Source organism: Streptomyces sp. NBC_00461 (assembly GCF_036013935.1).
Lineage (GTDB): Bacteria > Actinomycetota > Actinomycetes > Streptomycetales > Streptomycetaceae > Streptomyces.
On sequence record NZ_CP107902.1, the window covers coordinates 7,578,198 to 7,593,798 of the forward strand.

Below are 15,601 nucleotides of genomic sequence, written 5' to 3' on the forward strand. Positions count from 1 at the left end.
GGCCACGGTGCCGCGGCGCCCCGACCGGGTGCCGGGCCGTGTCCCTGTACGGCTCCGCCGCGTGGGCGCCACAGCCACGACGTGACCGCGGACGGCCGACGACATGTCGCGCATGCCCGGCGCCACGGCCGCTCACCGGTCGAACCGGATCAGGTCGTCCAGCAGCCGGGCCGCCCACACCGGCGGCGGTCCGGCGGGCCGCTCCGGATCCCCGTGCTCCGCCGACGCCTCCTCGGCTCCCGGCCCGTCACCGATGTCGTACAGGAACAGGTCGGTCAGCAGTCGGCGGCGGGTGCTGCGCAGGTCGTTCCACGCCTGCTGGGTCTGCGGCGACATCAGGCCCCGGTCCAGCAGTTCGAAGGCCACGTCCTGCATCTCCTCGTGGGTCGTCCACGGGGTGACGCCCACCGGGGCCAGCGCCGCGTAGGGCGACGTACGGGCCGGGCCGCCGGCCGGATCCTCGATCAGCATGCGCCGTCCTCCTCGTGCCCCGGGCCCCGCAGGGTGTCGCGCCAGCCATGGACGGCCTCCAGCAGGAAGCCGCGGATCCGCTCCGAGGACGGATCCGTACGGACCGCGTGAATCAACAGGTGCACGGCCACCGCCGGGTCGCCGTGCTGCTCCCGCTTGTCCCGCGCCCGCTCCGCGAGGTTCTCCGCCAGCGCGGCGGGATCGGTCTCGTTCTCCGGCTTGTCGTGGTGCGTGGCGCGTATCAGCTCGGCCAGTCCGTCGATACCGATCCGCAGTGCCACCAGCCGCTCCAGTGCGTTCAGGGCCTCGGCGAGCGTCTCCCGGTAGTTGTGCGCCAGCTGCTGACGAAGTCCCGTGTGCAGCAGGCCGATCGCCTCCTCCAGCAGCCCCAACTGCTCCACCGGGTCGGACGTGCGCTCGTCCAGCGTGTACACCAGGGCCCGGACCAGATTGCCGCGCGCGTGGCCCGACTCCGGGTTCAGCTCCAGCGCCCGCCGCAGGTCGGCCTCGCCGGCCGGCGCGTCCAGGGGCAGGGCGTACCGCGCGCGCGAGGAGGCGCGCCACACGCCGCGCATCGACAGGATCAGCGACAGCTGGGCGTCCAGCTGGGCCGCCAGGTCCCGGGCGAGCGGCTGCAGCACCGGCTTGACCTGCTCGATCAGCGCCACCGCCTCGTCCAGGGCGGCGTCCCGCTGCTCGGCGGGCGTGTCGATCAGCGCCTCGACGCGGCCGAGCACCATCTGGACGACGGCTCCCGTGATACGGCCCTGCATCCCGGCGTTCGTCGCCGCCGTCACCGCCTGCCCCCAGTGCTCCACCGCCCGGTCAAGGCCGCCCAGGCCGCTGGTGAGCGCCGCCTGGGCCAGCGCGAGCCGGGCGTGCACCGCGAGCGCCGCACCGTCCTGCACGAACCGCGCTCGCCTGCGCGGCAGTTGGAGATACGCCGGGTCGCGGTGCACGAAGCCCTCGCAGTGGCCGCAGCCCTCGATGTGCGTCCCCGCCTCCACGCCAGGGCCCGGGCCCGCGCAGTCCTGGGGGAGATCGGGAAGCGCGGCCAGCTCGGGCAGCGTCGCGAGAGCCTCCTCGAACCGGTGCGCCTCCGCCAGTGCGTACGCCCCGGCCAGCGCCGAGAACGCCCAGCGCAGTCGGCGTACGGCGAACTCGCCCGGATCGTGGCCGTGTTGGGCGGCCGTGCTCAGCTGGGCGACCCGCTCGGCCAGCGGCACCTCCAGCCGCAGCATGTGCAGGTACTGGGGCCCGCAGGCGAGCGCGACGGCCGTACCCGGCACCGTCGGCAGCCCGCCGACCTCCTTGAGGACCCGCGCCCCGCCCAGCTCCGCCTCGAACAGCGTGGTCAACCTCCGGTAGGCCGCGGCCTGTTCGGGCCGGTCCTGGTCGGTGTGGGTCTCCTCGCCCGCGGCCAGCCGGTCGGACAGGCGCAGGCTGAGGTCCCGGCGCAGCCGCGCCAGGTCGTCGGACGACACGGCCCGCTGGTAGCAGCCCGCGCGCTCGGTGCGCCAGCCGTCCCAGTAGCCCTCGTCGCTCAGCAGCGCGGCCCAGTAGGCGAGCGCCTGCTCCCAGGCCCGTACCGCGTGCTCCCAGGCGCCGCTGTGCTCCAGCTCCCGCGCCTGCCACAGCCGGGCCACGGCCAGCCCGTGCACCACCGCCATGTCGCCGGGCGTGCCCGCCAGCCGCTCCTCCCAGGCCGCCACCGCCGCCTCCCGGCCGCGGGCGAGCAGAAGCAGCAGCGGGGCGTCCCTCGGGAACCGCTCGCAGAGGGCCACGAGCGGGTCGGGCCCGTCGCCCGGTGCGAGGTGCGCGACCGCCTCACGGACCGCGGCCGGGGCGTGCCACCGGTACAGCAGGGCGTCCAGCTCCAGCCGCCGCGCGGGCACCCGCAGCCGGTCCCAGGCCACCCGCTCCGGCCAGGTCCAGCTCGTGTCCTGACGCTCCATCAGCGTGAACGACACCTCGTTCACCACGTCCATCGAGGAGCCGGGGCCCACGCCCGCGTCCCGCAGCGCCAGATACGGGAACGTCTCGTCCTGCAGCGCGAACGGATCCGCCACCAGCGGCTCACCGATCGCACCGTCGACCCAGGCCAGCCGCAGCACCCCGCGCAGCCGCGCCGCCTGCGCCCGGGCCCCCTCGTGAGCCCCGCCGGCCCGCTCGTACGCCTCGGCGGCCGCCGCGAACCGGCCCTGCTCCTCCAGCAGCCGGCCCTCGCCGTGGGCGAGCCGCGCCTCGGCGTCCCGGTAGGGCCCGCTCGCGCGGAAGGCGTCCACCGCCCGGTGCCAGTCCCGCCGGCCCTCCGTGAGCCGACCCCGGGCATAGGCGGCGACCCGGGGCGCGTCGGCGTGAGCGCGCAGCGCGTCGGCACTGCGGCACGCCTCCTCCCAGTCGCCCTCGGCCTCGGCGAGCCGGGCACGCGCGTACTGGGCGCGCACCGCGGCGTCCGCGAAACCGCCGTCGTCGGCGAAGGCGTCCGCCAGCTCCCCGTACGCCTCCCGGACGGCCCGCCACTGCTCGGCGCCCTCGGCGACCGCCTCCGCGACCCGCGCCTCGGCGTAGCGGCAGCGGGGTGCCACATCGGCATGGCTCCCGGGCAGCGCACGGTAGGCGGCCAGTGCCTCCCGCCACGCCTCGTCGCGCTCGTGCAGCCGCGCCAGCACATAGCCGTGCAGCCGCCCGAACTCCTCGTCGTCCTCGGAAAACGGCTCGAACAGGCCCCGGGCACGCTCCAGTTCGGCCTGGCTCAGCGCGTGCAGCCCCGTCGCCTTGCGGCGCAGCAGGCCCACCGCCCCCTCCAGGGCCTCGTCCGGTACGTCGTCCAGGTGGCCGAGGACCGAGGTCCAGGTGTCCTCCCTGGCCGCCTCCTGCAGTTCGGCGAGCCGTGCGCGCGCGTACTTGCGCCGGTGGCCGACATCGCCGTCCGCGTGGCTGTCCGGCAGCCCGCCGAAGTCCTCGACGACGGCTCTCCAGTCGCCGCGCGCGGCGGCCGACCGGCCCTGCGCGTACAGCCGCAGCGCGGCGGCCGGCTCCGGGAAGTCGTGGATGCGGTCCGGTACTTCGGCGAAGTGCTCCTGAGCCGTGTCCCACTCCTGGCACAGGGCCGAGGCCCGTCCGAGGGCGTAGTGCCGCCGGGCGGGAGCGTCGGGGTGGAGCGCGTCGTCGTACGCCTCGGCCGCCGCGTCCCACTCGCCGGCCGCCTCCGCGACCCGGCCCTCGGCGAACCGGCACTGGGCCCTGGTGTCCTCGTACGCGTCCGGCAGCAGCCGCAGACACTCCAGCGCCCGCGCCCACTCACCCGACTCCGCGGCGACGCCCGCGCTTTCGCGCACCCGCTCCCTCAACTCCGGTATCCAGGAGCCGGGATCCGGCAGACCGTCCGCCGACCCGACCGGGATGTCCGCCGCGTCGGCCTCCACGCGCAGCTCGGCGGCCGTCTCCATCGAGGCCAGTGCCTCGGGCCAGGCGCCGTCCTTGGCGGCCGCGCGGCCACGGGCGTGATGAGCCCGCAGGAGGGCGTCGCCGAAACCGTCGGCCGCGGCGAACCCCTCGGCAGCCTCCTCCCATCTCTCCTGGACCTCGGCGACGCGCGCTGCGGCGTAGGCGAGCGAGGCGGGGAGGTCGGGGCAGTGCAGGCGCGGCGGGGTGCCCGCGCTCACCCCGGGGGCGACGACCGCGGTGAGCTGCGCGTGCCCGTTCACACGGCCGGCCGCCGCGTCCCGCCGTACGTCCGGAGCCGTCGCGGCGGCGTCCGCGTACCGCGTCGTCGCCTCCTCGAACGCCTCGTGGGCTGTGCCCCAGTCGCCGGCCAGGGCAGCCGCCCGGCCGCGGGCGTGGGACGCACGGGCCGCGGCGTCGTACAGCCGCGGGCAGCGTGCGAAGGCGTCCGCCGCGGCGGACCAGTCACCCGCGTCCTCCGCGGTGCGGCCGTGCGCGTAGGCCGCACCCGTCAGCGCCGGACCGTGGTCGTGCCGCAGGCCGAGGGCCTGGCCGTAGGCGCTGGACGCGATCGCCCAGTCGCCCGAGGCACACGCCACGATCGCGCGTTCGCACGCGTCGGCCAGCGCCAGCTCGTCGGCGGCTGCGTCGCGCAGCCGTACGGCGTCGCCGAACCCGGCGGGCCGCTCGGCGAGGACCTCCTCGCACAGGGCCAGGGTGCCGGTCCAATCCGCCGCCCGTACCGCCGCGTGGGCCTGCTGCAACAGCTCGGTGAGCCTGGCGAGTTCCAGTACTTCCTGGTCCAGGACGGGCAGCCAGGCCTGCTCACCGCGCGGCAGCGCGGCGCGGACCCCGGCCAGCGCGTGCTGTGCCGCCGACGCCTCCTCCGCCGTGAGCAGCTCGCACAGTCCCTGCACCTTCGCCCAGGCCAGCTCGTACGCGGCCTCCTGCCGCAACAGCTCCTGCTCCTTGCGGAACAGTTCGGTGTCGGTGGCGAGGATGTTGCGCACTCCCTCCCACTCCCGGCACAGCCGCTGAAAACGGGCCGCCTCGATCTGTTGGGCCGAATCCACGTCTCCGAAGGGGTCGTTGAAGGCCTTCAGCGCCTCGGCACCCTGCCGTAGCGGATCGTGCGCCGTGCGCTCGCCGTCGCGCACGCCCTTCGCCTTGAACAGCCAGCCGTGCCGGCACTCCTCGTGCAGGAACAGCGCCGGAACCGCCCACTCGGTGGCGGTGTGCCCGGACTGGTAGGAGATGCTGCGGCGGGCGTACGCCATCGCCTCGTCGATCGTCTGGTTGGCTGCGATCTTCTTCAGCAGCGCGGGTCCGAACAGCCCCGCCGACCGGTCGCTCACCCGCCCGTGCATCGCCACCACGGCCGGCACCCCGCCACCTATGAGTGCCTGGGCGAGCCCCGAGAACGGCTCCGTGTGCGAACTGTCCGCCCCCGAACAGAGGTTGAGCACCGCCAAGCGCAGTCGAGGCGCCCGCAGCAGCATGCCGCTGAGCAGGTCGGAGGGGACGTGGTCGGTGCGGCCGTCCGGAGTTTCGAGGTGCACCATGCCCTTGCCGAGTCCGGTGTCGTACGAACCGTGGGCGATCAGCAAAACGGCCGTCGGCAGATCCGAGCGCTCGCCCAGCGCGCTCTCCAGGCGCTCCCGGGTGGCCGGACGCACCAGGGTCGTCTCCACGGCGACCTGCGGCAACTCCCGTAAAAGATGGGCCACTTCCTCCTCGCCGACCGGCAGTTCCCCGCCGTCGGGCGAGGCGTGCACGACCAGGAGCCGGATCTTGCTCGGCGCGTCCTCCGGTTCGGGCAGCCGTCGGCCGATCGGACCGCCCGGCAGCGAGCGCACCAGCGACAGACCGTCGTGCAGGGCCGTCGACTGGCCCGGCTGGGCGGCGGGCGCGCACAGCGCCTCCAGCGGCAGCGACCGCAGGGCGGGTGGCAGGTCGAAGCGCAGCCGCAGTCCGCGCGCCGGCTGCATGCGCCGCACGTGCGTGTGCGCCGCGCCCAGACACTCCGCGGCCCGTCTGCCCAGCAGCACACCGAAGACGTCCCGCCCCAGGTCACGCAGTCGGGACGCGGCGTCCTGGTCGCCCAGGGGCGCGAAGCCGAGCTCGGCCTCGATCAGCTGCTCCAGCCGCTCTCGGTACGCCTCGGGCCGGTCGCCCACCGCCAGCACCTCCGCGGCACCGCCGGCCCCGCTGACCGTCAGCACATGACGGTGTACGCCGACCTGGCGCACCCGGAAGCGCAGTTCCTCGTACTCCATCACTCCGGCAGTCCCCCGATCCGCCCCTGCTCCAACTCCGAGTGAACCAGGGAGAGATCGGCTTCCACCAGATCTCGTAGCTGAGTGAGCTCAGGATCCCCGGGAAAGTGCGCCAACGCGGCCGTGATGTGGTCCAGCGCGTCCTGCAGCCTGTTCCGGCACCCCACGAGGCTTCCCGACCACCGCATGCGTGCGCCGAGGATGCGGAGTACGACACCCAGGTTGGCCTGGGCCCGGTGCAGATGCGGGTTGAGTTCGACGGCGCGACGCAGATCGTCGGCCGGGCCTTCCAGCCGGCCCATGTCACGGTTGGCCTGCGCGATGCCCCGGTCGGTCAGCACCCGCGCCAACTGCCCTTTCAGGCGGTCGGGTTGACTGTCCGCGAGCAGGGTGTACGCGGCCTCCAGCGTCGCCCCCGCCGCGACGATGTCACCGGCCCGGTGCAGCGCCTTGGCCGCGCCGAGCGCCGTGTCGGCGACGATGCCCTCCACCTCGGCGCCCTGCCCGATGGCCTTGGCATGCACGAGCGCCTTCTGCCAACCGGCCGTGGCCTTGCGAACGTTGGGCCCGGCCGGGGCCAACGCGGCCCGCGCCTGCGCCAGTCGTGCCGCCAGTGCCAGCGCCCGCCCGTCCCGCAGCAGCAGCGCGTGTCTGTCGGCCTGTCCGACGTACGCCGGGTTGCGCCGGTCGAAGTGAGCGCAGTCGGGTTCGCAGACGGGGGCACGGTCGGGTCGGCTGCGCACGGACTCGGCGGGCGCCGAGGTGTGCGACGGAACGGCGTCCGGCGTGCTGTCGGGCTGCTCGCCCGCGTGCGACCCGGTGAATTGTCCGGGGTGGGTCGTGGGTCCTCCCGTGGCGGCGGGGACGCGGTTCGGCTGTCCGGCGCTGCGCTGCCTGCTGTCGGCGCCGCTTCTTCCGCGGACTCGGCAACTCGGGCAGCGGAGGCCGGACAGGGCGTCGAGCGCTTCCCCGGGACGGTCGAGACGGAGCAGGGCCTGGGCGAAGCCGAGATGGGAGAAGGCCTGACGCAGCGCCGGTGCCGCCTCGCCCGCCGCACCGACGAACGCGCCCAACTCCGGTTCCCGGCCCAGCTCCACGATTCGTAACGGCCCGCAGACGAGGGCGGCGGAACGGGTCGCGAGAGGCAGCCCTCCGGTCTCCGCCAGCAGGCGCGCCGCCTCGATCTCCCGGTTCAGCAGCGCCTCGGGAGAGGTCCGGTCACCGGCGTCCGGCCCGGGCATGAGGGCTTCGAGTCTGGCCTGGAGGTCGGCACGGAGCGCGGTGAGGGTCTTGTCGTCGACGCTCACGCCATACCGCTGCGCCGCGTCGCTCCGCCGGCGCTCCCAGAAGACGGCGTCGTGCAAGAGCCCGGCCCACGCCGCGACGCACCGCGCCCAGGCATGGGCCACGTCCGCGCCATTGCCGCCGCCGGCACCCGACGCACCAGGTATCTGGACGGCCGGGCTGCCTGCTTCGGGCTGACTGCCTGAGCTGCTGGCTCTGCCCGCGCTGCCTGTGCCGTTCTCGCTCGGCCCGCCCACCGACGCGACCGTGCCGCCCGCGTTGTCCGCGCCCCCTGCATCGCCCCCAGGGGCCAGTGCCTGCCAGGCCATCACCGCCAAGGTGTGGGCGAGGTGACGGTCGGTGGGCGCGGAGCGCGACGCGGTGGCGAGTATCGCGAGCCCGTCCTCGCGGCGGCCGCTCAGACAGAGGGCGACCGCGTGGGGGAGGGCGAACTCCTTTTCGCCTGGGTCGAGTTGGCGCGCCCGGTCGAGGAGCGCCACGGCCCGGCTCCAGTCGGCGGCGGCCCGGGAGCGCCCCTGTGGCCCGGTGGCCCGGGCGCGCTCCATGGCGGACCGTGCGGCCACGCCCAGCAGCCGGGCGACGTCATGCGCAGTGGCCCCCGACAGGGCGGCCAGCACCCAGCGCGCCTCCGCGTCCAGGGCGCCGACGCGCTCGGCGGACCGTAAGTCGGCGAGCGCGTCGGCGGGGCGGCCGAGTCGTACGCGGACGTAGGCACGCTGCACGAGCGCCGGACCGTCCCCCTCCCACCGCTCCACGACCTCCGTGAACCTCAACTCGGCCAGCTCGTAAGCGCCTTGCTGATGCGCGCCCCGGTGAGCGGCGGAACAGCCCAGCCAGTACAACGGATCCCGGTCCACCGGTCGCAACCGCGCCGCCCGCCGGAACTCCTTCTCGGCCCACCCGGTTTCCCCCGCATCGAGCAACAGCCGCCCCAGCCCGACATGCGCCCGCGCGGCCAGCCGACCGGGGGAGGCGCCGACCTCCCCGTCCAAGCCGCTGCCCTCAGGCGCCCCGTGGTCCGCCGGTACGGCGCCGGGCAGAGTTCGCTCCGTTGTGGCCGTGTCTCCCTCGTGCCCCGGTTCCGGGCTGTCGTCCGCCAGTGTCCGGTGGTCCGCCGGTACGGCGCCGGGCAGAGTTCGCTCCGTTGTGGCCGTGTCTCCCTCGTGCCCCGGCTCCGGGCTGCCGTCCTCCAATGGGCCGACCCGCTCCAGGACCGCGCGGAAGGCGCGTTCCGCTCCCGTCAGGTCGCCGGTGGACAGGAGGGCCTCGCCCCGGTCGCACTCCTGTCGGAGTCGGTTCAGTTCGCCGGGCTGCATCTGGCTCTCGGCCCCCGATCCGTGGTGCACCTCGTCGCAGGCCATTTCGTCGCCGCGCCTCAGCCCGCCGCCTCGTCCAACTCGGACCGCCACCTGCCGAGCGCACGGTCGTAGTGGAGGGGCCCGACGGTGAACCGGCTCAGGTCGAGCGCCGCCAACTGCTCGTACGCGCCCTGCGGCAGATCCGCCTCCAGGACGATCCGCAGCATGGTCCGCTCGTCGTGCAGCACCAGTGGACGGGGCGCCTGTGCCGGCGCGGCGTCATCGCGCCCGGCCAGTCGCCCCACGAGGCCCTTCAGCGCCCGGTAGCCGTCTTTCACCGCCTCGCCGCCCAGCCCGCTGAGGAAGGCCTGCAGGGGCAGCGACGCCAGGACCAGCCACTGGAGTTCGGCCGGGCCGCGATGACCGATCGTCCGCCGGACACGGAGCGTGGACGCACCCAACTCGGCGAATCCCGCGGTCAGTTCCCGCTCCAGCTCCGCGGACACGTCGTGGGTGAGCAGCAGTTCCGCGCGCAGCGGTGTCTCAGTCATGACGGCCTACCTCCCCCGGGCCGCTACGGCCGGTCGGCTTCCATGTGGCGCCCGAGCCTAGGCCCCACGGATCGCCGTCCGCCACCTGAACGGTCCTGCCTTCACCCCTACTTGCCAGTACTGCCACAGCCTCGGGTCAGTGCACCCGCGCGCGTGGAGGTGGTGGGGGTGAACGTCACAAGAGTCCGTCGGGACTCCCGGAATCACCCCTGATTCACGCGATGGTGTGATCATGTCCGGCCCCGCGGATGGGCCCGGAGGGCCACGGGTAGGGCCCGGCCATGACGCAGCAGCCCTTCGAACTCCCGCACTTCTACATGCCGTACCCCGCGCGGCTGAACCCACATGTGGACGAGGCGCGTGCCCATTCGACCGAGTGGGCACGCGGGATGGGCATGCTGGAGGGGTCCGGGATCTGGGAGCAGTCCGACCTCGAAGCGCACGACTACGGACTGCTCTGCGCCTACACCCACCCCGAGTGCGACGGCCCGGCCCTCTCCCTGATCACCGACTGGTACGTGTGGGTCTTCTTCTTCGACGACCACTTCCTGGAGACCTTCAAGCGCACCCAGGACCGCGTCGGCGGCAAGGCCTACCTCGACCGGCTCCCGCTGTTCATGCCCATGGACCTGTCGACCCCGATGCCGGAGCCGCAGAACCCGGTGGAGGCCGGCCTCGCCGACCTGTGGACGCGCACGGTGCCGTCCATGTCTGCCGACTGGCGCCACCGCTTCGCCGTCGCCACCGAGCACCTCCTCAACGAGTCGCTGTGGGAGCTGTCCAACATCAACGAGGGGCGGATCGCCAACCCCGTCGAGTACATCGAGATGCGCCGCAAGGTGGGCGGCGCACCCTGGTCGGCCGGGCTGGTGGAGTACGCGACGGCCGAAGTCCCGGCATCCGTCGCGCGGTCGAGGCCGCTGCGGGTGCTGATGGAGACGTTCTCCGACGCGGTCCATCTGCGCAACGACCTGTTCTCCTACCAGCGCGAGGTGGAGGACGAGGGCGAGCTCAGCAACGGCGTGCTGGTTCTGGAGACGTTCTTCGGCTGCACCACGCAGGAGGCCGCCGAAACCGTCAACGACGTCCTCACCTCCCGGCTCCACCAGTTCGAGCACACCGCGCTCACCGAAGTGCCCGCGGTGGCACTGGAGACGGGCCTCGCCCCGCCCGAGGTCACCGCCGTCGCCAAGTACACACAGGGCCTTCAGGACTGGCAGTCCGGCGGCCACGAGTGGCACATGCGCTCCAGCCGCTACATGAACGCCCGCGCGCGGTCCGCGAATCCGTGGCACGGCCTGACCGGCCCCGGCACCTCCGCCGCGGACGTCGGCGCTCTGCTCGCGGCGGCCGGCGCCGAGCGCCTGCGCGCGCACACGCACGTGCCGTTCCAGAAGGTCGGCCCGTCCCTGCTGCCCGACTTCCACATGCCCTACGAGGTGGAACTGAGCCCGCACCTGGAGGGCGCCCGGCACCGGCTCACCGACTGGGCGCACGCGACGGGCATCCTCCAGGAGGGCGTCTGGGACGAGGACAAGCTGGCCTCCTGCGACCTCCCGCTCTGCGCGGCGGGCCTCGATCCGGACGCGACGCCGGAAGCCCTGGACCTCAGCTCGCAGTGGCTCGCCTGGGGCACGTACGGGGACGACTACTACCCGCTCGTCTTCGGCCACCGCCGCGACCTGGCCGCCGCCCGGCTGACGACACAGCGCCTGTCCGACTGCATGCCGGTCGACGGTCAGGAGGCCCTCGTCCCGGCCAACGGCATGGAACGTGGCCTGATCGACCTGTGGGCACGCACGACCTCGGAGATGACCCCGGACCAACGGCGCACGGTCAAGGCCACGGTGGACGTGATGACCGAGAGCTGGGTGTGGGAGCTGTCCAACCAGCTGCAGAACCGCATCCCCGACCCGGTCGACTACCTGGAGATGCGCCGCGCCACCTTCGGCTCCGACCTCACCATGAGCCTGTGCCGGATGGGCCACGGCCCCGCCGTACCGCCCGAGATCTACCGCAGCGGCCCCCTGCGCTCCCTGGAGAACGCGGCCGCGGACTACGCATGCCTGGTCAACGACGTCTTCTCGTACCAGAAGGAGATCGAGTACGAGGGCGAGATCCACAACGCCGTCCTCGTCGTACAGAACTTCTTCGGCATCGACTACCCGACCGCACTCTCCGTCATCCATGACCTGATGACCCAGCGCATGCAGCAGTTCGAGCACGTCGCCGCGCACGAACTGCCCATCGCCTACGACGACTTCGGCCTCTCGGACGAGGCCCGCGAGGTCATGGCCGGCTATGTGAAGGACCTGCAGAACTGGATGGCGGGCATCCTCAACTGGCACCGGAAGGTGGACCGCTACAAGCCCGAATACCTGGCCCGCCGCACCCACACGTTCCTGCCGGACCAGCCACCGTCGGTGCCCGCAGGCCACACGGTCTGACTCTCGGCCTGGGCCACCTGCGCCACCGCGGCTCGCGTCGGCACCCGGACCATCGGGTGCGGGCGCGAGCCGTCGCCGTACAGCTGCGGCCGGATGAGCGAGGCCGGCCCGGGTGCGTCCTGAGGCCCTCCGTTGCCGACCACCCCCTGACCACGGGTCAGTCTCACTCGTTCGTGGCTCGTCGCGCGCCGAAGCCCCGGGTAGCACTCCACTCGGAGGCGATCCATGGAACAGACTGCGTTGCGTCCCAAGCCGATGCCCGGCCGGGAACCCGGTGGTGGCGGCAAGCCCGGCACCGCCGCCCGGCGCCCGCACGCCGCGCGGCGGCGCGGCCGACGGCTCAGGGCCCTGCTGTTCGGCCTGTTCGTCGGGGCGGTCCTGGTGCTGTCCGGGGTCGGTCTCGGCACGGTCGGCGCCACGGTCATCGGCCTGAGCAAACTCGCCGACCTGCAGCGCCAGGCACCGCCGCAGTCCTCTGTTCGGTCCCACCCCGGCCCATCGGCCCCGGCCTCACCCGCGTCCCCGACGCCGGCCCCGGCCGCCGCGACCCTGGGCCTGGAGGCCGTCGACGCCGAGAAGGCGGGAGCGCTGGTCGTCGGCGTCCATGTCCCCGGCCCGGGCTACACGGCGGGCCTGGTCCGCGGTGACGTAGTCCTCGCGTTCGGCAGGACCCGTGTCGACTCGGCCGCCGACCTCGCCCGCACCGTCGCACACGCCCGCCCCGGTTACGGGGTCACCCTGACCGTGCGTCATCGAAGCGGCGGCTACCAGCAGTTGACCGCCGTACCGGGAATCGTCACATGACCAGCCGGAGACCTCCGTCGACCGGGGGCGGGAGAGCCGGGTGGGAGAAAGGCTGATCAGGCCGGGAAAAACAGTGGCCCGACCCCGCGGCACCGACCACGATGACGCTCATGCTGAGCACCCTCCTCGCCTTTCTCGGCGCCTGCACCCTGATCGCCGCCTCGCCCGGCCCCAGCACCGTGCTGATCATCAAGCAGTCGCTGCGCAGCAGACGCTCCGGCTTCCTCACCGTGCTCGGCAACGAGACGGGCGTCTTCATCTGGGGCGTCGTCGCAGCGTTCGGCCTGACCGCGCTGCTCGCGGCCTCCGAAGCGGCGTACGACGTGATGCGGATCGTCGGCGCGGCCGTCCTGGTGGGCTTCGGCATCCAGGCGCTGCGACAGGCGCGGCGCACCGGCAAGGCCGCGGGAGGCTGGGAGAGCGAGGAGAAGAGCGGCTGGGCCGCCTACCGCGGCGGGCTGCTGCTCAACCTCGCCAACCCCAAGGCGGCGATCTTCGCCATGTCCTTCCTGCCGCAGTTCGTGCCCGAGGGCGCCCCCCACCTGCCGACTATGGTGGGACTCGCCGCGCTCTGGGCGGTCTACGAAGTCGGCTACTACGGCCTGTACGTGTGGTTCGTCGGCCGGATGAAGGCCGTCCTGTCCCGCGCCGGGGTGCGCCGCCGCCTGGAGCAGGTCTCCGGGGGCGTGCTGCTGCTCCTCGGCGTCCGTCTCGCCCTGGAAAGCTGACGCCGTGGCCGGAGAAGCGCCCGAAAGATCCGCAGACCGGTCGCGCGGCCCTCTGTGTCCGGGCAGGATGCTGCCCGTAGTCCCTTGTGGTTCCTACACTCGTCCCGGGAGGCCCGGATGACCGGCAGCACGAGCGCGCCCTTCACCGCCGACGACTACCGGGCCCGCATGGACCGCGCCGCGGATGTTGCCGCCGACGCCGGTCTCGCCGGGCTCCTGGTGGCTCCGGGGCCGGACCTGGTGTGGCTCACCGGATACGCCCCCACCGCGGCCACCGAACGGCTCACCCTGCTGGTTCTCGCGCGGGGACGGGCCCCTGTCCTGGTCGTGCCCACACTGGAGGCCCCGGACGCCGCGAAGGCGGTCGGCGCGTCCGCCCTGAACCTGCGCGACTGGACCGACGGCAAGGACCCCTACGCCGCGACCGCCGCCCTGCTCGACAGCACCGGCCGTTTCGGCGTCAGTGACAACGCCTGGGCGATGCACCTGCTCGGCCTGCAGCGCGCGCTGCCCGGTACCGTCTACGCGGCCCTCTCCGAGGCCCTGCCGATGCTGCGCGCCGTCAAGGACGCGGCGGAGCTGGACCTGATGGCGGCGGCGAGCGCGGCCGCGGACGCGACGTTCGAGGAGATCAGGAAGGTTCCCTTCGCCGGCCGTCTGGAGTCAGAGGTCGGCGCCGACCTCGCCGAGCTGCTGCGGCAGTTCGGCCACTCCCAGGTCGACTTCACCATCGTCGCCTCCGGCCCGAACGGCGCCAATCCGCACCACGAGGTGGGCGAGCGCGTCATCGAGCGCGGCGACATGGTCGTCCTCGACTTCGGCGGCCTCAAGGACGGCTACGGCTCCGACACCTCCCGCACGGTCCACGTCGGCGAACCCACCGACTTGGAACGGCGGATCCACGACCTGGTGCGCGAGGCCCAGGAGGCGGGCTTCCGGGCTGTGCGGCCCGGTGCCGCCTGCCAGGACGTCGACCGTGCGGCCCGTGCGGTCATCGCCGACGCCGGGTACGGCGAGTACTTCATCCACCGCACCGGGCACGGCATCGGCGTCACCACGCACGAGCCGCCGTACATGATCGAGGGCGAAATGCAGCCCCTCGTGCCCGGCATGTGCTTCTCCGTGGAGCCCGGGGTGTATCTGCCCGGCCGTTTCGGTGTGCGCATCGAGGACATCGTGACGGTCACCGAGGACGGCGGCCGCCGCCTCAACAACACCGACCGCGAGATGGTCATAGTGGACTGAGCCACCTCAAGGAGCCCCCGTCCACCCTCGAGTGACAACGGCGCGACCATGACCCAGGCACCGACACCCACCGCGGACACCGTCCGCCGGCTGGTCAGCTCCCTGCTCAAGGGCGGCGCGGGCGGCGCCGCCGGACCCGAGGTGCGGCCCGTCGCCGGGGGCGGTGCGTACTCCACCTGGTGGGTCGGCACCCGCCATGTGCTGCGCCTCGCCCCCGACCGCGAGACCGCCCTCCTCCAGCGCCGCGAACTGCGCCTGCGCGATGTCGTGCGCCCGCATCTGCCGGTGGCGGTGCCGGTGAGCGTGGCGCACGGGGAGTGGGCGCCCGGGCTGACGTACACGCTCGACACGGCGGTGCCCGGTGGCTCGGGCGAGGAGCACGACGTGTCCGCCGTCGGGGAGGCCGACCTCGCGGGGCTGCTCACCGGGCTGCGCGAGGTCCCCGCCCGGCAGGCGGAGACCCTGGGCGTCCCGCGCACCGCCCCACGCTCCCTGGAGGCCCTGCGCAGGGCCGCCGAGAAGTCCGCCGTGCGCCTCGCCGCGGCCGACGAGTTCGATCCCGGCCGCCTCCACCAGCTCAGCGCCTCGGCCGCCGTCCAGCTCGCGGCCCAGCCCGGCACCGCCGTCCTCGTCCACCACGACCTCAAGGGCGAGCACCTCGTGGTCAGTGCCGAGGGCCGGGTGCGGGGCATCCTCGACTGGACCGGCGCGGCCGTCGGCGACCCGGCCGAGGACATCGCGGGCCTGGCGATCGCCGTCGGCTCCCCGGCCGCCGTCCGCGCCGCCACGCTGGCCGGCTACGGCGCCCGCCCCTGTCTGCGTGGCCTGTGGCTGGCCCGGTGCGACACGGTGATCCGCCTCGCCGAACGCCTGAGGGGCGGCGACAGCCCCCTGCCGCTGCTGCGGACCCAGCTGCGACGCGCCTGGGAGGCGATCCTGCTGGAGCGGGTGACGGAGTTCCGTGACGAGGACGGGGACGGGGAAGGCGGCGAGGACGGGGACGCGGACGGGGAGCTCTAGAGGCTGTCC

At 73.7% G+C, this 15,601-nt stretch carries 9 protein-coding genes; 5 read left to right on the top strand and 4 right to left on the bottom strand.

The features are described 5' to 3' along the window. Positions 1–132: 132 nt before the first annotated feature. From OG870_RS35270 to OG870_RS35285, 4 genes are read right to left on the bottom strand one after another with little or no spacing between them, the layout of a single operon-like run. Positions 133–471: a hypothetical protein gene (locus tag OG870_RS35270; protein ID WP_266523148.1), complete on the bottom strand. Its 339-nt coding sequence runs from the start codon at positions 469–471 to the stop codon at positions 133–135. Then, on the bottom strand, positions 465–6,194 hold the full coding sequence (locus tag OG870_RS35275) for a CHAT domain-containing protein (protein WP_266590784.1): 5,730 nt from the start codon (positions 6,192–6,194) through the stop codon (positions 465–467). The genes OG870_RS35270 and OG870_RS35275 overlap by 7 nt, the downstream gene beginning before the upstream one ends. Further along, positions 6,194–8,860: a tetratricopeptide repeat protein gene (locus tag OG870_RS35280; protein ID WP_266590786.1), complete on the bottom strand. Its 2,667-nt coding sequence runs from the start codon at positions 8,858–8,860 to the stop codon at positions 6,194–6,196. The genes OG870_RS35275 and OG870_RS35280 overlap by 1 nt, the downstream gene beginning before the upstream one ends. Positions 8,861–8,874: 14 nt before the next feature. Further along, entirely contained in the window at positions 8,875–9,348 is a 474-nt protein-coding gene (locus OG870_RS35285) for a hypothetical protein (protein ID WP_266590788.1), read from the bottom strand. A 281-nt stretch (positions 9,349–9,629) separates the two neighbouring features. Between OG870_RS35285 and cyc2 the strand changes: the two genes are divergently transcribed. From cyc2 to OG870_RS35310, 5 genes are all read left to right on the top strand, one after another. Further along, positions 9,630–11,795, top strand: coding sequence for a germacradienol/geosmin synthase Cyc2 (gene cyc2, locus OG870_RS35290; protein ID WP_327691841.1), 2,166 nt, complete (start codon positions 9,630–9,632; stop codon positions 11,793–11,795). 225 nt (positions 11,796–12,020) lie between these two features. Next, positions 12,021–12,599 (top strand): PDZ domain-containing protein, encoded by a 579-nt coding sequence (locus tag OG870_RS35295; protein WP_266590792.1) that lies wholly within the window; start codon positions 12,021–12,023, stop codon positions 12,597–12,599. Positions 12,600–12,709: 110 nt separating this feature from the next. After that, positions 12,710–13,327: a LysE family translocator gene (locus OG870_RS35300; protein ID WP_327691842.1), complete on the top strand. Its 618-nt coding sequence runs from the start codon at positions 12,710–12,712 to the stop codon at positions 13,325–13,327. Positions 13,328–13,444: 117 nt separating this feature from the next. Further along, on the top strand, positions 13,445–14,572 hold the full coding sequence (locus OG870_RS35305; protein WP_327691843.1) for an aminopeptidase P family protein: 1,128 nt from the start codon (positions 13,445–13,447) through the stop codon (positions 14,570–14,572). 48 nt (positions 14,573–14,620) lie between these two features. Next, positions 14,621–15,592, top strand: a complete 972-nt coding sequence (locus OG870_RS35310) for an aminoglycoside phosphotransferase family protein (protein ID WP_327691844.1) — start codon at positions 14,621–14,623, stop codon at positions 15,590–15,592. Positions 15,593–15,601: the final 9 nt, after the last annotated feature.

What these genes read in the sequence shown, in the direction of transcription:
- OG870_RS35270 (WP_266523148.1), bottom strand. Translation starts at nt 471, where the DNA reads ATGCTGATCGAGGATCCGGCCGGCGGCCCGGCCCGTACGTCGCCCTAC.
- OG870_RS35285 (WP_266590788.1), bottom strand. Translation starts at nt 9,348, where the DNA reads ATGACTGAGACACCGCTGCGCGCGGAACTGCTGCTCACCCACGACGTG.
- OG870_RS35305 (WP_327691843.1), top strand. Translation starts at nt 13,445, where the DNA reads ATGACCGGCAGCACGAGCGCGCCCTTCACCGCCGACGACTACCGGGCC.
- OG870_RS35300 (WP_327691842.1), top strand. Translation starts at nt 12,710, where the DNA reads ATGCTGAGCACCCTCCTCGCCTTTCTCGGCGCCTGCACCCTGATCGCC.
- OG870_RS35275 (WP_266590784.1), bottom strand. Translation starts at nt 6,194, where the DNA reads ATGGAGTACGAGGAACTGCGCTTCCGGGTGCGCCAGGTCGGCGTACAC.
- OG870_RS35295 (WP_266590792.1), top strand. Translation starts at nt 12,021, where the DNA reads ATGGAACAGACTGCGTTGCGTCCCAAGCCGATGCCCGGCCGGGAACCC.
- cyc2 (WP_327691841.1), top strand. Translation starts at nt 9,630, where the DNA reads ATGACGCAGCAGCCCTTCGAACTCCCGCACTTCTACATGCCGTACCCC.
- OG870_RS35310 (WP_327691844.1), top strand. Translation starts at nt 14,621, where the DNA reads ATGACCCAGGCACCGACACCCACCGCGGACACCGTCCGCCGGCTGGTC.
- OG870_RS35280 (WP_266590786.1), bottom strand. Translation starts at nt 8,860, where the DNA reads ATGGCCTGCGACGAGGTGCACCACGGATCGGGGGCCGAGAGCCAGATG.